This window comes from Mycobacterium parascrofulaceum ATCC BAA-614 (assembly GCF_000164135.1).
GTDB lineage: Bacteria > Actinomycetota > Actinomycetes > Mycobacteriales > Mycobacteriaceae > Mycobacterium > Mycobacterium parascrofulaceum.
In genome coordinates, this window is sequence record NZ_GG770554.1 from 786,844 (window position 1) to 809,126 (window position 22,283).

Below are 22,283 nucleotides of genomic sequence, written 5' to 3' on the forward strand. Positions count from 1 at the left end.
CTGGACGGCTGGGCGGCTGGCGCGGGCTTTGCCTGCGGGGCGCTCGCGGCGGGCTGGCCGTCACCGGTGGCCGGGGCGCTCGAGGGCGGTTCGCCGGTCGGCTCCGGGTTGTAATCGACCAGGAACTCGTGCCAGCTCGGATCGACCGACGAGGGGTCATCGCGGAACTTGCGGTACATCTCCTCGACCAGCCATTCGTTTTGCCCGAATGGTGAACTTATGTTGCTCACGACCGCTGTTCGCCTCAATTCCTCTGTCCTGCAAGCGCTTTAAGCAGCTGCTGCGCGGCGCCTGTACGTTTGTCGGCCCCGGATTGTGGAGCATGTCACACCAAAGTCGATGCTCAACGTTTCCGCCCTATAAAGGCTAACCTTTCGCCAGCAATCCGCCAGGCAGAAGGGGGTAGCGGGGGGGCGCCCGCTAGCCGGCTTCGTGGTAGGGCGGCACCAGGTGCAGCGCGCGTGGCCAGCGCACCGGAGGGGGGCCGAACGCACGATCGGCGTTGCGGACGATCTTGCGGCCGGCGAAGTAGTTGCCGACGGCGCCGACGACGACGCCGATGCCCACCGGCAGCACCTTGCCGAACATCAGGGCACCGCGCCGCAGCGTGTACCGCTTGACCCACGACTTGAGCAACCGCGAGTTCAGCCGCGACATCGACGACAGCGGCAAGGCGGCCACGCCCTCGGCGATCCAGCCGCCGTTGGTGCGGGCCGGGCCGAACAGCTCGACCGCCTCCTTGCTGTTGTCGCCGGCCAGCACGGACAGCACCAGGGCCCGGCGCCGTTCGCGGTGATCGGCGGGAATGTCGTAGACCACGGCGACGGCCAACACGAAGAACGCGGTGGCTTCCAAGAATGTGACGGTTTCCGCCGCGGCGGCGGACAGGGCGCTCAGCGTGCCGATTCCGGGGATGGTCGCCGCCGCGCCCACCGCCATGCCGCTGGCGGTCACCATGCCCACGTAGCGCTTCCGCAGCTTGGCCAGGATGTCGGCCGGGCCGCTGCGCGGATGTGCGTTGCGCAGCCGGGACACGTAGGCCTCGGCCGCCGGGCCTTGGATCCGCGAACTTCGCTCGATGACCTGGGCCAACGCGCGCGCGGACGCCTTGGGCCTGCCGTTGGTGGCCGGCGGCGCCTGGTCCGCGTGCGACAAACTGAAAAACCGGTTCGAAGACCGCTTTCGTCGGGCCCGCATCTTGCCTCTCCTGAAATGGCGTCCTACCAGGCTAACGTGAAGGCCGGCAAAGACCGGGCGAACACGAAACCTCCGGGTGGTGTACCCGGGATCGGAGCCATGGCTTCCCCCGATTGTCCCAGCGGCAATAATGCAGGCTGGATGTCCGTGAGTCCGGGCCGGGTGACCGGGCGGACCCGGGCGGGCGGGCATCGTCGGGAGCGGAAGCGAGGTGGGTAGATGACCACGGCGACGCCTCCGTCGTCCGGGGGGACCCGGCGCGCGGCGCCGGACTCGCTGCACGCCACCAAGCGCTGGGACTTCCTCACCCGGAATTCGCCGCAATCCCAGAAGCCCTGGAACGCGCTCTGGGCGATGATGATCGGCTTCTTCATGATCATGGTCGACTCGACCATCGTCGCCATCGCGAACCCGACGATCATGACCAGCCTGCGCATCGGCTACGACACCGTGGTGTGGGTGACCAGCGCCTACCTGCTGGGCTATGCGGTGGTGCTGCTGGTTGCGGGGCGGCTCGGCGACCGATTCGGCCCCAAGAACCTGTACCTGATCGGTTTGGTGGTGTTCACCGCCGCCTCGGTGTGGTGCGGGCTGGCGGACAGCGCCGCGATGCTGATCGCCGCACGCGTCGTCCAGGGCGTCGGCGCCGGGGTGCTCACCCCCCAGACCTTGTCGACCATCACTCGCATCTTCCCGCCGGAGCGGCGCGGCGTCGCGGTGAGCCTGTGGGGTGCCACCGCCGGCGTCGCCAGCCTGGTCGGCCCGCTGGCCGGCGGCGTGCTGGTGGACGGGCTGGGCTGGCAGTGGATCTTCTTCGTCAACGTCCCGATCGGCGTCGCCGGGCTCGCGCTGGCCTATTGGCTCGTGCCGGTGCTGCCCACCCAGTCGCACCGGTTCGACCTGGTCGGGGTCGCGCTGTCCGGGGCGGGCATGTTCCTGATCGTGTTCGGGTTGCAGCAGGGCCAGGCCGCGCACTGGGAGCCCTGGATCTGGGCGATGATCGTCGCCGGCATCGGCTTCATGACGGTGTTCGTGTTCTGGCAGTCGATGAACACCGACGAGCCGCTGATCCCCCTGGTGATCTTCCGTGACCGCGATTTCGGGCTGTGCAACGCCGGGGTCGCCGTCGTCTCGTTCGCCGCGACGGCGATGATGCTGCCGCTGACGTTCTACGCCCAGGCGGTGTGCGGGCTGTCACCCACGCGCTCGGCCCTGCTCATCGCGCCGATGGCGATCGCCAACGGGGTGTTCGCCCCGTTCGTCGGCAGGATGGTCGACCGCTACCATCCGCGGCCGGTCCTCGGTTTCGGTTTCTCGGTGCTGGCGATCGCGCTGACCTGGCTCACGTTCGAGATGTCGCCCGAGACGCCGATCTGGCGGCTGGTGTTGCCGTTCTTCGCGACGGGCGTCGGGATGGCGTTCGTGTGGTCGCCGCTGACGGCCACCGCCACGCGCAACCTGCCGCCGGGTCTGGCCGGCGCGGGCTCCGCCGTGTACAACTCGGTCCGCCAGCTCGGCGCGGTGCTCGGAAGCGCCGGCATGGCCGCGTTCATGACCGCGCGGATCGGCGCCCAGATGCCGCCGCGGCCGCCGGGCGGCGCCGAAGGCGAGGCGGCCGCCAGCCTGCAGCTGCCGGAGTTTCTGCGCGACCCGTTCGCGGCCGCCATGTCGCAGTCGGTGCTGTTGCCCGCGTTCGTCGCGCTGTTCGGGATCGTGGCCGCGCTGTTTTTGGTCGGGTTCGCACCGTCGGCGGCGGCCGGTGGCCAGGCCGGGGCGGGCGACGTGGTCGACGACGACTACGACGACGACGAGTACGTCGAATTGATCCTTCTCCGGGAACCCGAGCCCACCCCCCTGCGGCGGGCGGGGTATGCGCCCGGGGGCGGCGCCGCACCGCCGGCCGATCGGGTTGTCCGCCCGCGCCCCGCACCCGCCGGCGCGCGGACCGGCCGACGGGATGACCCGGTGCCGCCGGCTGGCCCGATCGGGCTGGCGCACAACGGTTCTCATGTAGACAACCGCCAGCACTTCCGTCCCGTCACCGAGCTCTCCGCGCGCGCCCCTCGGCCCGCACCGGCCGATCGGCTCGCGCCACCGAAACGGCAGCAGAACGGGTCGGCCCGGGCCCAGCGGCACCGCCGCGACCCCGACGACACCGCCGGATACGGGCGGCACTCGTCGGGCAACTAGGCGTGCGCGGGGCCGGAGGTCACGCCGGCTCCGTGAGCGCCAGGAACGCGCCGAGGTCGGTCAGGCCCGCGGGCGTCGTGGGCAGGTACTCGGTCAGCGACCCCGCGCGCACGATGACCGCCGTGAACTGGGCCCGGCTGATGGCGACGTTGAGTCGGTTCCTGTTGAGCAGGAACGAGATTCCGCGCGGCACGACGTCCGCGGAGGAGGCCGTCATCGAGACGAACACCACCGGCGCCTGGGTGCCCTGGAACTTGTCGACCGTGCCGACCCGGATCCCCCCGAGCCCGGCGGCGGTCAGCCGCCGGCGCAGCAGCGCCACCTGCGCGTTGTAGGGCGCCAGCACGAGGACGTCGGAGGCGGTGAGGGGCCGGGTGCCTCGTTCGTCGGTCCACGGCGCGCCGAGCAGGCGGTCGATCTCGCCGGCGATCGCGTCGGCCTCCTCCGGGCTCTCCGTCGAGTTGCCGTGGTGCCCAACGGTGAGCGTCCGCACGCCCGGCCGCAATCCGGCAAGGTGCCGGGCGGCGGCGCACTCGTGGGAGTGCAGCCTGCCCTCGTACGCCAGCGCGGAGACCGCGGCGCAGACCGCCGGGTGCATGCGGTACGACCGGTCCAGAAAATAGCCGCGTTCGTCGGGCAGGGTGCGCCGGCCGTCCACCAGCCAGTCGAGCGCGGACGTGTCGACCGGCTCGGGATGTGTTCCCTGGCTGACCTGCGGCAGTTGCTGAGGATCTCCGAGCAGCAACAGGTTTGCGGACGCGGGCGCCACGGCGATGGTGTTGGCCAGACAGAACTGGCCGGCCTCGTCGATCACCAGCAGGTCGAGGCTGCCCGGCGGCACCCGCTTGCCGTTGGCGAAATCCCATGCCGTCCCGCCGATCACGCAGCCGGCGGTGTCGGCCCCCCAAGATTGAATGAACGCGGCGTAGGCGCTGCTGTCGATCTCCTGCCAGCGCGGAGCGTGGTGGTCGTTGCGCTTTTTCGCCACCCGCGCCGGGTCGAGCCCGGCGTCGATCACGCAGCCCAGCAGGTTCTCCACGGTGGCGTGGGCTTGCGCCACCACGCCGATGCGCCAGCCATGGCCGGTGGCCAGCCGCTCGATCACCCGCGCGGCGGTGTGCGTCTTGCCGGTCCCCGGCGGCCCGTGCACCGCCAGGTACGACGAATCCAGGTCCAGCACCGCGGTGGTGATGTCGGCTGCGATGTCGGCGCCGCGCGGCAGGGCGGAGCCGCTTCGTGTCCGGGGCGCGCGGCGCAGCAGCACGTCGACGACGGCGCTGCCCGGGAGTCGCGGCAAACCGGCCGCCACCGCGGCGGCCGTCGCCTCGATCGACTCACGCAGGGCCGTCGTCGGAATCGGCGGGCCGGGGGTCAGCGCGAACGGGAGCTGGTCGAACGGCTCGCCGTCGTTGCCCACCCTTTCGACGATGGTCACCTCGGTGGGCAGCGCCGGATCGTCGGCCGCGATCACGGTGGCGCGCCCGGCCGCCCGCCGGTCGGGGTCACCGGACATTCCCGGGGGAGCCGGCGGGTCGTACAGCGCGAACACGTCGGTCATCAGCTCGCCGCGTGCCAGCTCGCCGCGCAGCCGCACGCGTCGCTGCGGCTTGCGTGCGCGGGGCGGGGTGTGCCAGTCGACGCTGACCGACGCGTGCTCGGCGACGAAGACATCGGTGTTGTCCGCCCACTCCTCGAGGGGAAAGTTCAGCCGGTCGAAGTGGGCCCACCAGAACGGCTTGTCCTCGCGCCGGTGGTAGCCGCGCGCCGCGGACACCAGCGCCACCGCGGTCTGCTCGGGCGTGCGGTCGTCGACGGCGGCATCGCCGGTGAACGCCGACAGGGTCAGCGAAAGCCGGTCACGGTCCTCGACCGTGTTGCCGTCCCGGACGGGCTGGGCGCCGACGGGGACGACCCCCGATTCGTAGGCGCGCAACATCAACCAGTTGCGCAGTTCCTGCGTCGAGCGGCAGTCGTAGTGGTTGTACTCCTCGATCTCCTTGAGCACGGCCGCGGCCTCGTCGCGGCGGCCGTCGGCCCGCAGTTCGCAGTACCGGGCGTAGGAGGTGATCGAACCGGTGGCCGTGGTGACGTCACCGGCCCGCAGCTGCGCTCCCATGTACAGCGGCTCGAGCGCTTTCAGGCTGACGGACTCTGCGCCCACGCGAATGCTCTTGCGCACCAACGGGTAAAGGTCGACCAGCGTCCCGCTGCGCAACAGTTCGTCCACCTGGTCCTCGCCGACGCCGTAGCGGCCGGCGAGCCGCAGCAGCGCGGTCTTCTCATAGGGCGCGTAGTGGTAGATGTGCATGTTCGGGCGGCGCTTGCGCCGCTTGGCCACCAGCGCCAAGAAATCGGCCAGGGCCTGGCGTTCGTCGGTCCGGTTGTGCGCCCACAACGGACGGAACGCGCCGGCCGGCCCGGCTTCCAGGACGCCGAACAGATATTCCAGGCCCCACTCCCGCCCGTCGACGGTCCACAGCGGGTCGCCCTCGAAGTCGAAGAACAGGTCACCGGGGTCCGGCTCGGGCAGCAGGGTCAGGGGCTGCGGGTCGACGATCTCATAACACGGACGGCCGGTTTCGCGTTGGCGCACTTGAAGTCTCGCCTGGCCGGTCAGTGTGCCGAGGGCGCCGGGGGCCAGGTCCGGCACGGGACCGGCATGCTCGGCCAGCGCGGAGACCGTGGTGATCCCGGCGTCGATCAGCTTGTCGCGCTGGCCCACTCGCATGCCGGCGACCAGCAGCAGGTCGTCGGTGGCATGCAACTGCTCGGTGCACAGCGGGCACCTCAGGCAGGCGCCCACGGTGTCGTCGTCCCAGCGGACCGCGGTGCCCCCGGCGTGATGTTCGTCGAGGAGCCGCTGCAGTCGCGCGCGCTGCGATCGGTACACCGGAACCAGGTCGTGGACGCGATAGCGCGCGGCCGTCCCGTCGCCCAGGTGCAGCTCGGCCTCGGGCGCCACCGCGATGCCGGAGGCGGCGAGCGCGTCGGCGTACGCGGCCAGCTGCAACAGCGCGGTGACGTTCGCCGACCGGGCCAGCTTGGTGTCGACGACCCGGTACCGCTCGCCGTCGCGCAGCAAGAAGTCGGCGAAGCCGACGAAGCGACCGTCGAACATGGCGGCCTGGTAGACCGCGGGCGCGCCGCCGGCGATGGCGCGCCGGGTCGCGTCGGCGGCCGCCGCGAGGCCGGCGGGCGTGTAGGCAGGGCGGCCGATCACCGCGACGCCGGCGCCGAACTCCTCGCGCAGCCGGTCCAGCTCGCGCCGCTCGTGCTCGTTGCCCAGGGCGGCGGTCCGCGCGAGGAGGTCGTCTCCGGCCGGCGCGGCGGGTCCCCAGCCGAGTCTCGCGTCGAAGTCCCGCAACAGCGCGTACTCGCAGCGGGCGGCGGCGGCAAGGTCCGACGCGCTGTACACGATGCTGTCGCCGGTGACGAACACAGCAGCAACTGTAGGGGAGTGGACCGACGTAAACGCCGGCCTTGCCTAGTGGCCCGGGGCGTTACCGATCAGCTCGACGCCGTTGCCGTTCCAGTGGAACCGCACGTCGGTGTTCAAGCCGTTGATGCCGCTGGGATAGGTCAGCGCCACCGTGTCGCCGGTGGTCTGTGCGGGGTCGACGCCGTTGAACCCGTAGGTGTCGGGCACCCCCTGCGGGATGAACTGCCCGAGATGGAACAGCACCGCCCGGGTGGTGGGGTTGGCGGCGTTGGTGTTCGCCTTGACGATGACCGCGGACAGCTGGGCGCACTGGTTGTAGTTGCCGGCCAGCGGCTCGGGGCTCCACGGTTGCTGACTGCGCGGATCGCGCGGCAACTCCGAGACCACCTTCGCGATGACGGGCGAGGCGAGGTTGACCGCGCACGGGTCGGCCGGCGCGGCGACGCTGCCCGGCGGCGCGGCGGCGCCCGAGGGCTGCGCCGGGGCGGTGATGGACGGGGTCTCGGTGGTCGTCGTGGCCTGCGGCGTCTTCGCGACCGTGGAGTCCCCGGAACCGCAGCCGGTCAACGTCAGGGCGAGCAGAGCGACGGCGGCCGAGCCGGTCAGTGGCCCGGTACGGCGGGGTAGCGACCACACATCGGGCACCGTACCGTCATCGCCCGCGCGGGTGTGACAGGCGTGGCCGGACCCGGCGCGGCTGTGCTCATGATCACGCGTCCCGCGGCGCTCAGGCGCCCGCAAGCGGGCGGTTCCCCCACCGACGATCCGGTCAGGACCACTAGACTCCTTGGACGATGACCCTCCCGGACAGCTCCCCCGAGGCTGCCTCTACGACGTTTGCCGACCTGCAGATACACCCCTCCGTCCTGCGGGCGATCGCTGACGTCGGCTACGAGTCGCCCACGGGCATCCAGGCCGCTACGATTCCCGCGCTGATGGCGGGGTCGGACGTCGTCGGGCTGGCGCAGACCGGCACCGGCAAGACGGCGGCGTTCGCGATCCCGATCCTGTCCAAGATCGACGTCGCCAGCAAGGCGACCCAGGCGCTCGTGCTGGCTCCCACCCGGGAGTTGGCGCTGCAGGTCGCCGAGGCGTTCAGCCGGTACGGGGCCCATCTGCCGAAGGTCAACGTGCTGCCGATCTACGGCGGCTCCTCCTACACGGTTCAGCTGGCCGGGCTGCGGCGCGGCGCCCAGGTGGTGGTCGGCACTCCGGGCCGGGTCATCGACCACCTCGAGCGCGGGACGCTGGACCTGTCCCACGTCGATTACCTCGTCCTCGACGAGGCCGACGAGATGCTCACCATGGGCTTCGCCGAAGAGGTTGATCGCATACTGTCCGAGACGCCGGAATACAAACAGGTGGCGCTGTTTTCGGCGACCATGCCGCCCGCGATCCGCAAGCTGACCACCAAGTACCTGCACGATCCGCTCGAAGTCAGCACCAAAGCCAAAACCGCTACCGCCGAGAACATTTCGCAGCGCTACATCCAGGTCGCCGGTCCGCGCAAGATGGACGCGCTGACCCGGGTCCTCGAAGTGGAGCCGTTCGAGGCGATGATCGTCTTCGTGCGCACCAAGCAGGCCACCGAAGAGGTCGCCGAAAGGCTGCGCGCCCGAGGGTTTTCCGCGGCCGCCATCAACGGCGACATCCCACAAGGCCAGCGCGAGCGGACCGTCGCCGCGCTCAAGGACGGCGGTATCGACATCCTGGTCGCGACCGACGTGGCCGCGCGCGGGCTCGACGTGGAGCGGATATCGCACGTGCTCAACTACGACATCCCGCATGACACCGAGTCCTACGTGCATCGCATCGGGCGCACCGGCCGGGCGGGACGCTCGGGGACGGCGTTGCTGTTCGTTTCCCCACGGGAGCGTCACCTGCTCAGGGCGATCGAAAAGGCCACGCGGCAAACGCTCATCGAGGCCGAGCTGCCCACCGTCGAGGACGTCAACGCCCAGCGGGTGGCGAAATTCGCCGATTCCATCACGGCCGCGCTGGGCCGTCCGGGGATCGAGTTGTTCCGCAAGCTGGTCGAGGACTACGAACGCGAACACGACGTGCCGCTGGCGGACATCGCGGCCGCGCTGGCGCTGCAGTCCCGCGACGGCGAAGAGTTCCTGATGGCGCCCGAGCCGCCGCGTGAACGCCGCGAGCGGCACGACGACCATCGTGAACGCGCCGAAAAGCCAAGGCAATCAAGGCCCTTCACCACCTACCGCATCGCCGTGGGAAAGCGGCACAAGGTGGGCCCGGGCGCGATCGTCGGCGCCATCGCCAACGAGGGCGGCCTGCATCGCAGCGATTTCGGCCACATCGCCATCGGCCCGGACTTCTCGCTGGTGGAGCTGCCGGCCAAGTTGTCCCCGTCGACGCTGAAAAAGCTGGAGCGCACCCGCATTTCGGGCGTGCTGATCAACCTTCAGCCGGATCGGTCGGCGAGCAAGCCGCGCGGCCGTGACAGTGGAAAGCCGCGCAGGAAACACACCGGATGACCCTGTCCGAAGAACAGGACGCCCAGGGCGGACTGGAGCAAACCGCCCACGTCGACCGGGTCGCGTCGCTGACCGGAATCCGCGCCGTGGCCGCCCTTCTCGTCGTCGGCACGCACGCCGCGTACACTACGGGCAAGTACACGCACGGTTATTGGGGGCTGGTCGGCTCCCGCATGGAGATCGGCGTGCCGATCTTCTTCGTGCTGTCCGGCTTCCTGCTGTTCCGCCCGTGGCTCAAGTCGGCCGCCACCGGCGGGCCGCCGCCGTCGGTGAGCCGCTATGCGTGGCACCGGGTTCGGCGGATCATGCCGGCCTACGTCATCACCGTGCTGTTCGCCTACGTGCTGTACCACTTCCGGCAGGCGGGCCCCAACCCCGGACACACCTGGCTGGGGCTCGTGCGCAACCTGACGCTGACGCAGATCTACTGCAACGGCTACCTCGGGAAGTATTTGCATCAGGGGCTGACCCAGATGTGGAGCCTCGCGGTGGAAGCGTCCTTCTACGTGCTGCTGCCGCTGCTGGCGTACGTGTTGCTGGTGCTCGTCTGCCGCCGGCGGTGGCGGCCGAGGCTACTGCTGGGCGCGCTGGCCGGGTTGACCTTGATCAGCCCGGCCTGGCTGATCCTCGTGCACACCGACCACTGGTTTCCCGACGGCGCGCGGCTCTGGCTGCCCACCTACCTGGCCTGGTTCCTCGCCGGAATGTTGCTGGCCGTGCTGCAGGCGATGGGCGTGCGCGGCTACGCGTTCGTCGCCATACCGCTGGCCGTCGTCTGCTACTTCATCGTCTCCACCCCCATCGCCGGCGCGCCCACCACGTCGCCGGCCACGTTGAGCGAGGCCTTGTTCAAGACGTGCTTCTACGCCGTGATCGCCGCGCTCGCGGTGGCGCCACTGGCGCTGGGGGACCAGGGTTGGTATTGGCGGCTGCTGGCGACGCGGCCGATGGTGTGGCTGGGGGAGATCTCCTACGAGATCTTCCTGATCCACCTGATCACCATGGAATTCGCCATGGTCTACATCGTGCGCGCCCACGTCTACACCGGCTCGATGCTGAACCTGTTCATCGCGACGATGGTGGTCACCATCCCGCTGGCCTGGCTGCTGCACCGCTTCACCCGCGTGCGGACCTGAGCCGCGGCCGGCGGTCCCGTCCCGGCGCGACGAACGGACGCGCCTACCCGCGGGCGGAAACCGGCGTCACGATCGGCGCGACGAACTCCTCGATCATCGCGCGTTCGTCGGCGTCGTCCCGGCCGGGGAACTGCAGCAGCGAGGTGATCACCCGCACCACCCACCGCGCGCGGCGCTCCACGACGGCGGGGTCTTCCGGCCCGAGCGAGCCGACGAAGGCGGCGGCCAGGGCGGTGATCACCTCCGACTGGCCGGCCACTTCGGCGCCGATCGGCGGCCGGGTGATGGCGAACCACGACGCCAACGCGCGGCTGCCGCGGACCATCCGCAGCGTGGCGGTGATGCTCGCGAGGAGCCGTTCTCGCGCGTCGTCGATGCCGCCGATCTCTTCCTTGATCGCGCGGCTGAGCCGACGGGTCTCGCGGTGCACGTAGGCGGTTCGCAACGCCTCCCGGTTCTCGAAGTACCGGTATAGCGTCGCGCGCGAACACCCTGCGGCCCTGGCGATTTCGTTCATGCCGATGGAGGCGTGGTCGCGTTCGGTGTACAGGCGCTCGGCCGCGTCGAGGATGCGGTCCGCGGCCGCTTCAGTGCGGTGCGCGCCGAGCCAGTCGGTCGGCATCAGGCCCGCATCCGAATCGGTACCGACAGCGGGCGGCGCACGTAACTGCCGCCCGACCACACGATCGCGGATTCGTCGACCTCGAAATCCGGGCAGCGGGTGAGCAGCTCGGTCAGCGCGACGCGGGACTGCATCCGTGCCGCCGCCGCGCCCAGGCAGTGGTGTGCGCCGTGGCTGAAGGTGAGGATGTTGCGCGGGCGGCGGGTGACGTCGAGTTCGCCGGCGTCCGGCCCGTACTGGCGCTCGTCCCGGTTGGCCGACCCGTACAGCAGAAACACCTTGCGGCCGGCGGGGATGGTGGTGTCGCCGATGGTCACGTCGCGGGTGGTCGTGCGGGCCAGCCCCTGCACCGGCGAGGTCAGCCGCAGCAGCTCCTCAACGGCATCGGGGATCGACCCCATATCGTCGACGAGAAGCCGCCGCTGGTCGGGCCGCTGATGCAGCAAAGGCATTGATCCGCCGAGCATTCCGGTGGTGGTGTCGTTGCCGCCGGTGACCATGGTGAACGTGAACGCCAGCACCGACAGCATGCCGGCGACGTCGCCGGCCCCGCCCTTGCTGCCGATTCCGGCAGATACCAGGTGCGAGATGGTGTCGTCCCCGGGCTCGGTGCGGCGGCGTTCGATCAAGCCGGTGAAGTACGCCATCATCGACCCGACCGCGTCGCCCACCGTCTCCAGCGCCCCTGCCACCCCGCCGTCCGCTGTGTTGGCCGCGACGATCACGTCCGTCCAGCGGTCGAATTGGGCCCTGTCCGCTTCGGGAACGCCGAGGTAGTGGGCGACCACCATCGACGGCAGCGGTTTGAACAGCTCGGTCACGATGTCACCGCCGCCGGCCGCGCGCAGTCGCTCGATGCGTTCGACGACGAACTCGCGCACCTTGGGCTCGACCGCCTCCACCTGGCGGGGGGTGAAGCCGCGCGACACCAGTTTGCGAAACTCGGTGTGTACGGGCGGGTCTTGCATGACGAACGGTGGATTGTCCTGCAGCCCAATCATTTCCAGGTCACCGTAGTTGACCGTCAGGCCCTGCGCGGAGGAAAACGTCTCGTGGTCCCGCGCCGCGGCCCACACGTCGGCGTGCCGGGACAACACGTAGTAGTCATGATCGGGCCGCTTCGCGGGCACGACGTGGTGCACCGGATCCCGGTCGCGAAGCGCGCGGTACATCGGCCAGGGATTGCGCCACGTGTCGGCGGTAGCCAGCTCGAAGACGGCCGGCGCATCATGAGACATAACCGCAGCCATGTCTCATTCGTACGACAATGCGCCCCGAATGTCAATGCCAGCGGCGGCCCAGTGCCCGGCCAGCCGGGCATTCGGTACCCAGTGCCCCGCCAGCCGGGCACTCGAGCAGGAACGGCTAGATGCCCGCGCCCGGGTTGAGGATGCCCTGCGGGTCCAGGGCCTGCTTGATGCGCCGGTTGAGCTCCATCACCTCGGGCCCGAGGTAACCGGCCAGCCACGGCCGTTTCAGCCGGCCGACGCCATGCTCGCCGGTGATCGTGCCGCCCAGGCCGACGGCGAGGTCCATGATCTCGCCGAAGGCGAGATGGGCCCGTTCGGTCATCGCGGCGTCCGCGGGGTCGTACACGATCAACGGATGGGTGTTGCCGTCACCGGCGTGGGCGATCACCGAGATCGTCAGGTCGCGCGCGGCGGCGATGCGCGCGATGCCGGTGACCAGCGCCCCCAGCGCCGGCAGCGGCACCCCGACGTCCTCGAGCAGTAGCGATCCCTTCGCCTCCACCGCGGGAATGCAGAACCGGCGCGCGGCGACGAACGCCTCGCCCTCGTCGGGGTCATCGGTGGAAAAGACTTCCGTCGCACCATTTTCGGCGAACACGGCGGCCATCACCGACGCGTCCTCGCCGCCGGCCCCGCCGCGCTCGTCGGACCCGGCCACCAGCATCGCGGCCGCCCCGCGATCCAAATCCATGCGCAGGGTGTCCTCGACGGCGTTGATGGCCACCGAATCCATGAATTCCAGCATCGACGGGCGCAGCCGAGCGGTGACGCCGAGCACGGCATCCACCGCTGACTCGACCGTGGCGAAGCCGGCCACGACGATGCTGGACGCGTTCTGCTTGGGCACCAGCCGCAGCGTGACCTCGGTGACGACGCCCAGGGTGCCTTCGCTGCCGACGAACAGCTTGGTCAGCGACAGGCCGGCCACGTCCTTCAAGCGGGGGCCGCCGAGCCGGACGGCCGTGCCGTCGGCCAGCACCACCTGCATGCCCAGCACGTAGTCGGTGGTGACCCCGTACTTCACGCAACACAACCCGCCCGCGTTGGTGGCGATGTTGCCGCCGATGCTGCAGATCTCGAAGGACGACGGATCGGGGGGATACCACAGGCCGTGCTCGGCGGCGGCCTTCTTGACCTCGGCGTTGAACAGGCCGGGCTGGCATACCGCGGTGCGCGTGACGGGGTCGACGGTGATGTCGCGCATCTTCTCCGTCGACAGGACGATGCCGTTGTCCAGCGCCGTCGCCCCACCGGACAGGCCGCTGCCGGCCCCGCGGGTCACGACGGGCACCCCGTGCGCACAGGCCCAGCGCAGCACGGTCTGCACGTCCTCGGTGCACCGCGGCCGGACCACCGCCAGGGGTTTGCCGGCGGACGGGTCGAAGGCGCGGTCCTGGCGATAGCCCTCGGTGATGGTCGGGTCGGTGACCACCATCCCGTCGGGAAGGTCGGCGGCCAGGCTCGCCAGGACTTCAGCATTCACGACCCGATCCTACGAGCCCGTCAGCGCTGTACAGTTGAGCGATCTTGCCGCGGGTCGAGGGTTGAGGCCGATGTTTGGACGCAGGGATCTCAGCAAAGTCGGTGTCCGCGCGTTCGCGGACGTCCTCGCCGCCGAGCAGTCGGCGATCGCCGTCACGATCGGCAACCCGAATCTCGCCAACAACACCGAGGTCCGCTGGAAGCTGTCGCTGCGGGTCACGCCCGACGCCGAACCGCCGTTCGAGGCCGCCCTCACCGCGCTGCTGCCCCAGCTGAGCCCGCCGCGTCCCGGCATGAGGGTGCCGGTGCTCTACGACCCGAAGGACCACAGCCGCGTTCGACTCGACCGCGGGCCGGCCGCCACGGCCGATGCGGCGATCGACGCCGTGACCGCAGCTCGCCCCGACCTGGCGGGCGCGCAGGTGATGGGTATCCCGATGACCGATGTCATCCGCCAAGCCATCGCCGATCCCGGCGCGTTCCGCGAGGAGATGATGCGGCGCGGAGCCGAGCTGCAGCAGCAGGCGCTCGGCGCGATGCGGGCGGCGCAACCGCAGCAGGGCGCGGATCCGATCGATCGGCTCGAGAGGCTGGCGGCGCTGAAGGATCGGGGACTGCTCACCGACGAGGAATTCGAGCGGCAGAAGCGCAAGATTCTCGGCGAGTGACTCACGGCGGCGACTGCCGGCTCGCCTCGAACTGCGGCGCGCGGTCCAGTTCGCGCAGCGACGGCAGCCGCACGGCGATCAGCCCGATCAGCAGGATCGGCACCGCCAAGGCGAGGAACGTGACCTTCAACCCGCCGGCATCGGCGAGCGGACCGGCGACCAGCAAGCCCAACGGTCCCGCGGCGTAGGTCAGGCCCGCCATCACCCCGACCACCCGCCCGCGCAGATGGTGCGGCGCGCGGGTCTGCATGACGTAGTTGTAGATCGGCTGGATCGGCCCGTAGACCAGCCCGGTGACCGCGCACAGCGTCAGGATCACCGGCAGCGGCGGCAGGAACGCGATGCCCACCGTCGCGGCGCCGAAGGTGAGGGTGGCCGTCAACACGGCCGTGCGCCGCCGGGTGTATTGCGAGAGCGCCGCGTAGCCCAGCGCGCCCGCCACGCCGCCGACCGCCAGCGCCATCAGCGCCCACCCGAGCTCGGCGGGCTGCTGCCGGTCCGCGAAATACTTTGGGAACAGCACGCTTTCCATGGGCAGGTACAGGGCGGTCACGGTCAGGTCGATCAGGCCGAGTGTCCGGAGCACCCGCAGATTCCAGACGAACCGCAGCCCTTCGGCAATGCCGGACACCAAGCCGTCGGGACGGGTCGCGTGGTGCGGCTTGCCGGCGCCTTCGAGCCGCAGCGCGCCGATCGTCAACAGGGACGAACCGAAGCAACCCGCGGTGACCCACATCGTGTTGACGCCGCCGACCGTGGCGATCATCAGGCCGCCGATGCCCGGCCCCACCATGAACCCCAGATTCAGGATGGCCTCGTAGCTGCTGTTGGTGCGGTCCAACGACCAGCCCGCGCGGGCGGCGGCCTCCGGCAGCATCGACTGGCGCGCCGTCGTGCCGGCCGGGTCGAACGCGGCCGCACCAAAAGCGAGCACCGCCAGCTCGACGACGTTGACCGCGTCCACGCCGAACAACCGGGCGGTCAGCGGGACGGCCGCCACCGCCGCACAGGACAGCGAGTCGGACACCAGCGACACCCGGCGGCGCCCGACCAAGTCGACCGCGGTGCCGGCGACCAGCGTGGACAGGACCAACGGCAGCGTCATGGCGGCGGCCACGATCGACGCGTCGCGCGCGCGGTCGTGGTGCTGCAACGCCAGCCAGGGGAACGCGACGATCGAAATGCCGGTACCCGTCGTCGCCAGCAGCGTGGCGGACAGGATCAGAAAGGCCGGGCCGCGGCTCGGATGGCTCATGGGTTGTCCCGGGGAGAATGTAGCCGTTGGCCCGCCGCGCGACCACCGAATATCCGGGGCGTTCGGCCGTCGACCACCGGCCGACTGCAGGATGTTCATGTGCTCGTCCACCCGCGTACCGGTCAGCCGTTCGATTCTCCCGTGGTGCCCGGCACCGGATGGCCGGGCGATCCGGCGACCCCGCAGACCCCCGTGGCCGCCGACGCCGCACAGGTGGCCGCGCTGGCTCGCACGGCCACGTCGATTCCCGAACTCGACGCCCTGGTCAGCGTCTGCCGCGCGTGCCCGAGGCTCGTCGACTGGCGCGAGGACGTCGCCGTCCTCAAGCGCCGCGCCTTCGCCGACCAGCCGTATTGGGGGCGGCCGGTGCCGGGCTGGGGGTCGGAGCGGCCCCGGCTGTTGATCGTCGGGTTGGCGCCCGCCGCGCACGGCGCGAACCGGACCGGACGCATGTTCACCGGCGACCGATCCGGCGATCAGCTCTATGCGGCGCTGCACCGCGCCGGGCTGGTGAACCAACCGACCAGTGTGGACGCCGCGGATGGGTTGCGCGCGAGGCAGGTTCGCATCGTGGCACCGGTGCGGTGCGCGCCTCCGGCCAATGCCCCGACACCGCTGGAGCGCGACACCTGCTGGCCGTGGCTGGAGGCCGAATGGCGGCTGGTGTCCGAGCACGTGCGCACGATCGTGGCGTTGGGCGGGTTCGCCTGGCAAATCGCGCTGCGGCTTCCGGGCGCGTCCGTGATGCGCAAACCGCGGTTCGGCCACGGGGTGGTCGCACAATTCGCGCCCGGAGTGCGGTTACTCGGCTGCTACCACCCGAGCCAGCAAAACATGTTTACCGGTAGGTTGACACCAGCAATGCTCGACGACGTTTTCCGCGACGCAAAAAGGCTGGCAGGGATCAAGTGACTGACGTTCTGGTGTCCGGCGCCAGCGTGGCCGGTGCGACGGCGGCTTATTGGCTTGGACGGCACGGCTATTCGGTCACCGTGGTGGAGCGACACCCCGGGCCGCGGCCGGGCGGTCAGGCGATCGACGTGCGCGGCCCCGCGCTGGGGGTGCTCGAACGCATGGGGCTGCTGGCCGCCGCCCAGAAACGAAAGACGCAAATCCGTGGCGCCTCCGGCGTCGACCGCGACGGTAACGAACTGTCGCGCGACACCGAGGCCACGCCCACCGGCGGGCCCGTCGACAGCCCCGACATCGAGCTGTTGCGCGACGATCTGGTCGAATTGCTTTACGGCGCAAGCCAATGGACGGCCGAATACCTCTTCGACGACACCATCACCGGCCTGGACGACGACGGCGCCGCCGTACACGTGACCTTCCAGCGTGCCCCCGCCCGCAGCTTCGACCTGGTCATCGGTGCCGACGGACTGCACTCCAACGTCCGAGGGTTGGTGTTCGGCGCCGAGGACCAATTCATCGAGAGGCTGGGCACCCACGCGGCGATCTTCACCGTGCCCAATTTTTTGGACCTGGACTACTGGCAGACCTGGCATTACGGCGACTCCACGATGGCGGGAATCTACAGCGCCCGCAACAACACCGAAGCCCGGGCCATGTTGGGTTTCATGGACACCGAGTTGCGGATCGACTACCGCGACACCGAGGCGCAGTTCGCCGAGCTGGAGCGGCGGATGGCCGACGACGGCTGGGTGCGGCCCCAACTACTGGAATACCTGCGCACCGCACCGGATTTCTACTTCGACGAGATGTCGCAGATCAAGATGGACCGCTGGTCGAAGGGCAGGGTCGCGCTGGTCGGCGACGCCGCATATTGCTGCTCGCCGCTGTCGGGTCAGGGCACCAGCGTGGCGCTGCTGGGCGCCTACATCCTGGCCGGCGAGCTCGCCGCCGCGGGTGACGACTACGAACTGGGCTTCGCGAACTATCACAAGGAGTTCAACGACTACGTCAAGCGCAATCAATGGCTGGTCGTCGACAACATTCCCGGTGGGGCGCCGATACCGCAGGAGGTTTTCGACCGCATCGTCAATTCGATCACGCTCAAGGATTACTGACAGCCCTCCAGCCGAGCAGACGCAAAATCACCCGACACGCCGGGCGGGCGGGTGATTTTGTGTCTGCTCGCGAGAAGGCCGGGAACGTTCGCGCGGCCTCCGGCGTTGACGCCAACGTGCGTCTTTCCGTCCTTGATCTCGTGCCCGTGCGCACGGACCAGACGACCGGCGATGCGCTCGCGGCGACCGTGCAGCTGGCGCAGGCCGCGGATCGGCTGGGTTTCACGCGCTACTGGGTGGCCGAGCACCACAACATGCCGTCCGTCGGCGCCACCAGCCCGCCGGTCCTGATCGCATACCTGGCCGCGCAAACCTCGCAGCTGCGCCTCGGGTCCGGCGGTGTGATGCTGCCCAATCACGCGCCCCTGGCGGTGGCCGAGCAATTCGCCCTGCTGGAAGCCGCCGCACCGGGCCGCATCGACCTGGGCATCGGCCGAGCGCCCGGCTCGGACCCGGTCACGTCGTACGCCCTGCGCGGAAGCCGCGGTGACGAAGACATCGAGAATTTCCCGCAATACCTCGACGACGTGGCGGCGCTGATGAGCGCGCGCGGCGTGGTGGTGCCGCTGCGCTCGGGGGACTACCGGCTCAAGGCCACCCCGGCCGCCGCGGGCGAACCGCGGCTGTGGCTGCTCGGCTCGTCGATGTACTCGGCGCACCTGGCCGCCGCCAAGGGGCTGCCGTACGTATTCGCACATCACTTCTCCGGCAACGGAACCGAGCAGGCGCTCGAGGTTTACCGGTCCCGCTTCAAGCCCAGCGCCCTGACGCCCGAACCCCTGACGTTCCTGACGGTCAACGCGTCCGTGGCCGAAAATCGCGACGAGGCAACGGCTTTGATGCTGCCCAATCTGCAGATGATGGCGAAGCTGCGCACCGGACAACCGCTCGGCCCGGTGCCGCTGGTCGAGGAGGCCGAACGTGCGGAGCTGACGCCGCAGCAGCAGCACATCGTGCAGAGCGGGCTGCGGCGAGCGGTCCTGGGTACGCCGGCCGAGGCCGCCGAACAGATGCGGGAGCTCGCCCGACGGTTCGGCGTGGACGAGGTGATGGTCAACCCGGTGGCCTCGGCGCGCCGCGGTACCGCCCCGGCCAGCGCGCCGGCCCGGGTCGCGACCCTGGAATTGCTCGCCAAGGAGTTGTTCTGACCGTCAGTCCGTCACCGCCGACCGCCCGGAATCGACGCGGCCCGCGGTCGCCGTCCTGGCCGTGACCCAGCGCCGCAGGTCTTCCGGCGGCAGCGGCGGGCTATGCACGAAACCCTGGGTGATGGTGCAGCCGTAGCGCCGCAGCGCGGTCAGGGTGACCTCGTCTTCGACGCCCTCGGCGACGAGTTCGGCGCCCAGGTTCTGCGCCAAATCCACGGTGGACTGCACGATGGCGACCGACCGTGGGTCCTGGGCGAGGCGTGCCACGAATCGCCTGTCGAGTTTGAGCTCGTCGACCGAGACGTCCTGCAGGCGCGCCAGCGAGGACCATCCGGTGCCGTAGTCGTCCAGCGAGATCCGAACGCCGAGCAGCTGCAGGGCGGCGACGGTGTTACGGGACCGGTCCGAATCAACGAGCGCGCTCTCGGTGATCTCGACGATCAACGCGTCGGGGGGTAGCCCGTGGGTCCGCAGCAGTCGTTCGATGGTGACCGCGAGGTCGAGGTCGAGCAGGTTCGTCGTCGACAGGTTCACCGCGACGGTCAGCGGAATGCCCTCGTCGCGCCATGACCGAACCTGCTCGAGCGTGAGATTGATGGTGCGGTTGGCCACCGTCCGCATCAAGCCGGCACGTTCGGCGGCCGGCAGGAACTCCTCCGGCAACAGCAGCCCCCGGTCGGGGTGCTGCCAACGCAGCAGCGCCTCGACACTGTGGACGCTTCCGTCGGTCGCGTTGACCTTGGGCTGGTAATGCACGGTCAACTGGTCACCGTCGATCAGCGCGGCGCGCAACTCCCCGACGAGATTGGGATCGTGGTCGCGATCCGTCTCGAAGCCGGACTCGTACACCGCGATCCTGCTGAGGGCCGACATCGCGTGCGGAATCGTCGCCTCGGCCCGGTTCAACAGTTCCTGCGGATGGTCGCAATGGTCGGGATAGAGCGCAATGGCGATGCAGGCGTCGATCTTCACGCTGATCGCGTCCAACTCGAAAGGGATTCTCATGCCTTCAAGCAACCGACCGGCCTGGGCGCGGGCGGCGACGAGGTCCGACCCCTCACCGAGCAGGATGGCGAACTCTTCGTCGCTCACCCGCGCGAGCAGATCATCGCGTCGCACACTGTGCACGAGGCGATTTGCGATGTGCCACAACAGTTCGTCCCCGAAGTGGCGGCCGACCGATTGGTTGATCTCCCGCAGCTTGTGAAGATTGAGCAAAAGCAGCGCACGATGCGACTGCCCCCGGCCGCTCGACGCGGAAGCCGACAGTTCGGTCAGCGCCGTCGCCAGTGACCGCCGATTGGGCAGCGTGGTCAGTTCGTCGGTCATGGCCTGCAGGTGGCTTTCCGCCAGCAAGCTGACGTCGCGGAAGGTCACCGAGAACCGCGCGGCGACCGCGACGAGGCTGAGGGCGGCGAGCGTCGAAGCCAGCCGGGAATCGTGCCCCAGGATCGCGACCCCGAGCGCCACGACGGTGCACGTCACCGGGACCGCGTAGGAGCCGAGTCCGCGCCGCGGCGCCGGAGCCGCCGACGACCAACGCGCCCAGCTGGCTATCGCCACCAGCAGTGACGAAGCCGGCCAGAGGACGTCGAGCGTGCTGCCCGCCCGGTACGAACCCGCCGCTGTCTGGAACAGGTAGGCCGTGTCCGCGACGGCGAAGCCGACCAGACCGACCACGAGAAAGCCCCAGCGAAATTCGCTGCGCCACCCCAGGATTGGCAACATTCCGACGGCCAGGGCCAGCAGCACCAGATCGCCCCACGGGTAGATCAGGCCCACCAGCACCGTCGCCGGAACCCGGGTGGCGGCGGCGTGCATGGGCCCGGCATGCAGCGCGGCGGCCAGCGCGGCCACCGCCAACGCGCACACCAGGGAATCGATGCGGATGGGCATCGGCACCCGCTTCAGGCTCGATCGCATCAGCAGCAAGATCCCGGCATAGACGAACGGATAGAACGCCAGGTATTCGGGGTCGGCAATTGACGGTGACTGCGCGTTCGGCACCCAGAACGCGTAGACGACGTCGCCGAGCGCCGACAACGCCATGCCCGCCGCGATCAGGGACCACGCCAGCCGGTCGGCCTTGAGGCGGTATGCCCGGACGGCAATCAGCCCGGCCGCCAGGAGGTTCAGCGCGGAATACAGCGATTTGGCGAAGAAGACGCTGTGGCTGGCGTTCGGGGAGAGGACGCTGGTGACGGCGAAGGATACGACGCCGATCGTCAAGACCGCGAGGGCAATCCGGATCGTCGTCGGGGGCCAGCGGACGCCGTCGACGCCGTCTTGTCGTTGCACCGGTGTTGACGTCGCGGCGTCAGCCGCCCGCCTGAGCAGCGGGCCGGTGCTCGCCTCGGCGGCCGGCGGGGGGGACTCCGCCGCCGGGACGGCCGGAAACGAGTAGGCGAGCGGCAAATCGGGCACGAAGGTGCGAACACATTGGCCGCCTTCGCGTTTGGCGGTGTACATGGCCAAGTCGGCGTGCCGGAGGAGTTGTTCGACGCTGCAATCGGACGAGGCGGTGGCCACCGTATATCCGACGCTCGGCCGGACCGGTATGGGAACGCCGTCGACCAGGATCGGCGCGTGAAACGCGTCGAGGACGCGATGCGCGGCCGCGTGCGACTCCTCGATGGGGCCCTCGATGACCACGGCGAATTCGTCGCCGCCGAGGCGGGCGATGACGCACTTGTCGCCCAGGGTTGCGGTGAGCCTGCCGGCGACCCGGACCAGGAGTTCGTCACCGGCCGGGTGGCCCAGGGCATCGTTGACCGCTTTGAAATTGTCGAGATCGAGGCACAACACCGCGATGGGCGCGATGTCGCAGCTCTGCCGGGCGACGGCCTGTTCCAGTCGGTCCAGGAAGTACGCCCGGTTGGCCAGGCCAGTGAGGCTGTCGCGGAACGCTTCCCGCGCGACCTCGGACAGCAGGCTCTGGTTCTCCATCAGTACGACGAACTGCCGCACGAGCACCGCGGCCACCAGGATTCCCAGCGCGGCGAGCAACGGCCCGTGCGCCATCAGGCCGACGGCGTGGCCCAACCCGACGGCCGCGGCCACCAGCAAGGGCAGGTACGGCAGCCACAGCCGGGTACGCGACCGGATTTCGTCGTTGCGCGACGGCGGCACGAAGGGCTCGTAGACGCTGGACAACGCGGCCAGTGCAAGCATGCCCAGCCCGGCCACTCGGCCCAGGTCCACCAGATCGCTGACCTGATAGCTGCCGATCCCGCTCTTGAACACCATCGCGATGTCGGAGATGCTTATCGTCGCCACGCCGCCGGCCAGCAGGTTGCGGCTCGGCTCGTCGCCGGGACGCCCCCGGGACAGCATCAGGATCGCGGTCGTCAGCAGGACGACGTCGTTGAAGATCT

Annotated in this window: 16 protein-coding genes; 7 read left to right on the forward strand and 9 right to left on the reverse strand. The window is 69.8% G+C overall.

The genetic code is table 11. From position 1 onward, the window contains the following. Together HMPREF0591_RS13730 and HMPREF0591_RS13735 are read right to left on the reverse strand one after the other, a co-directional pair. Positions 1-230, reverse strand: a 230-nt coding sequence (locus HMPREF0591_RS13730) for a 2-oxoglutarate dehydrogenase E1 subunit family protein (protein ID WP_040622514.1), incomplete at its 3' end; no start/stop codon positions are given. A gap of 190 nt (positions 231-420) precedes the next feature. Next, positions 421-1,197, reverse strand: coding sequence for a hypothetical protein (locus HMPREF0591_RS13735; RefSeq protein WP_007169178.1), 777 nt, complete (start codon positions 1,195-1,197; stop codon positions 421-423). A 219-nt stretch (positions 1,198-1,416) separates the two neighbouring features. On the opposite strand from HMPREF0591_RS13735, the gene HMPREF0591_RS13740 reads away from it, so the two are divergent. Beyond that, complete coding sequence (locus tag HMPREF0591_RS13740) at positions 1,417-3,387, forward strand: MFS transporter (protein WP_007169179.1); 1,971 nt, start codon at positions 1,417-1,419, stop codon at positions 3,385-3,387. 19 nt (positions 3,388-3,406) lie between these two features. On the opposite strand, the gene HMPREF0591_RS13745 is transcribed toward HMPREF0591_RS13740, so the two are convergent. Both HMPREF0591_RS13745 and HMPREF0591_RS13750 read right to left on the reverse strand, forming a co-directional pair. Then, positions 3,407-6,826: a TM0106 family RecB-like putative nuclease gene (locus HMPREF0591_RS13745; RefSeq protein WP_007169180.1), complete on the reverse strand. Its 3,420-nt coding sequence runs from the start codon at positions 6,824-6,826 to the stop codon at positions 3,407-3,409. A 45-nt stretch (positions 6,827-6,871) separates the two neighbouring features. Then, positions 6,872-7,471, reverse strand: coding sequence for an LppP/LprE family lipoprotein (locus HMPREF0591_RS13750; RefSeq protein ID WP_007169181.1), 600 nt, complete (start codon positions 7,469-7,471; stop codon positions 6,872-6,874). A 149-nt stretch (positions 7,472-7,620) separates the two neighbouring features. On the opposite strand from HMPREF0591_RS13750, the gene HMPREF0591_RS13755 reads away from it, so the two are divergent. Both HMPREF0591_RS13755 and HMPREF0591_RS13760 read left to right on the forward strand, forming a co-directional pair. Further along, positions 7,621-9,321 (forward strand): DEAD/DEAH box helicase, encoded by a 1,701-nt coding sequence (locus HMPREF0591_RS13755; protein ID WP_007169182.1) that lies wholly within the window; start codon positions 7,621-7,623, stop codon positions 9,319-9,321. Beyond that, positions 9,318-10,457 carry an acyltransferase family protein gene (locus HMPREF0591_RS13760; protein WP_007169183.1) on the forward strand — a complete coding sequence of 380 codons (1,140 nt, stop codon included), beginning with the start codon at positions 9,318-9,320 and terminating at the stop codon, positions 10,455-10,457. Before HMPREF0591_RS13755 ends, HMPREF0591_RS13760 begins: the two co-directional genes overlap by 4 nt. Before the next feature lie 43 nt (positions 10,458-10,500). On the opposite strand, the gene HMPREF0591_RS13765 is transcribed toward HMPREF0591_RS13760, so the two are convergent. From HMPREF0591_RS13765 to HMPREF0591_RS13775, 3 genes are all read right to left on the reverse strand, one after another. Next, entirely contained in the window at positions 10,501-11,082 is a 582-nt protein-coding gene (locus HMPREF0591_RS13765; protein WP_085981638.1) for a TetR/AcrR family transcriptional regulator, read from the reverse strand. Continuing rightward, complete coding sequence (locus HMPREF0591_RS13770) at positions 11,079-12,329, reverse strand: cytochrome P450 (RefSeq protein ID WP_007169185.1); 1,251 nt, start codon at positions 12,327-12,329, stop codon at positions 11,079-11,081. Before HMPREF0591_RS13770 ends, HMPREF0591_RS13765 begins: the two co-directional genes overlap by 4 nt. A 115-nt stretch (positions 12,330-12,444) precedes the next feature. Then, positions 12,445-13,812 (reverse strand): FAD-binding oxidoreductase, encoded by a 1,368-nt coding sequence (locus HMPREF0591_RS13775; protein WP_007169186.1) that lies wholly within the window; start codon positions 13,810-13,812, stop codon positions 12,445-12,447. A 70-nt stretch (positions 13,813-13,882) separates the two neighbouring features. On the opposite strand from HMPREF0591_RS13775, the gene HMPREF0591_RS33450 reads away from it, so the two are divergent. Then, entirely contained in the window at positions 13,883-14,479 is a 597-nt protein-coding gene (locus tag HMPREF0591_RS33450; protein WP_007169187.1) for an SHOCT domain-containing protein, read from the forward strand. A 1-nt stretch (position 14,480) separates the two neighbouring features. On the opposite strand, the gene tap is transcribed toward HMPREF0591_RS33450, so the two are convergent. Continuing rightward, complete coding sequence (gene tap / locus HMPREF0591_RS13785) at positions 14,481-15,734, reverse strand: multidrug efflux MFS transporter Tap (protein ID WP_007169188.1); 1,254 nt, start codon at positions 15,732-15,734, stop codon at positions 14,481-14,483. A gap of 84 nt (positions 15,735-15,818) precedes the next feature. On the opposite strand from tap, the gene HMPREF0591_RS13790 reads away from it, so the two are divergent. The 3 genes from HMPREF0591_RS13790 (at position 15,819) to HMPREF0591_RS13800 (ending at position 18,909) form a co-directional block, all read left to right on the forward strand. After that, complete coding sequence (locus HMPREF0591_RS13790; RefSeq protein WP_040622824.1) at positions 15,819-16,646, forward strand: uracil-DNA glycosylase; 828 nt, start codon at positions 15,819-15,821, stop codon at positions 16,644-16,646. Next, a complete protein-coding gene (locus HMPREF0591_RS13795) occupies positions 16,643-17,761 on the forward strand; it encodes an FAD-binding protein (protein WP_007169190.1) in 1,119 nt (372 codons plus the stop codon). The genes HMPREF0591_RS13790 and HMPREF0591_RS13795 overlap by 4 nt, the downstream gene beginning before the upstream one ends. A gap of 116 nt (positions 17,762-17,877) precedes the next feature. Then, the gene (locus HMPREF0591_RS13800; RefSeq protein ID WP_040622517.1) at positions 17,878-18,909 is read left to right on the forward strand and encodes an LLM class flavin-dependent oxidoreductase; all 1,032 of its coding nucleotides are present in this window, start codon (positions 17,878-17,880) and stop codon (positions 18,907-18,909) included. A gap of 3 nt (positions 18,910-18,912) precedes the next feature. Here HMPREF0591_RS13800 and HMPREF0591_RS13805 read toward each other — a convergent pair. Further along, positions 18,913-22,283, reverse strand: a 3,371-nt coding sequence (locus HMPREF0591_RS13805; protein WP_007169192.1) for a bifunctional diguanylate cyclase/phosphodiesterase, incomplete at its 5' end; no start/stop codon positions are given.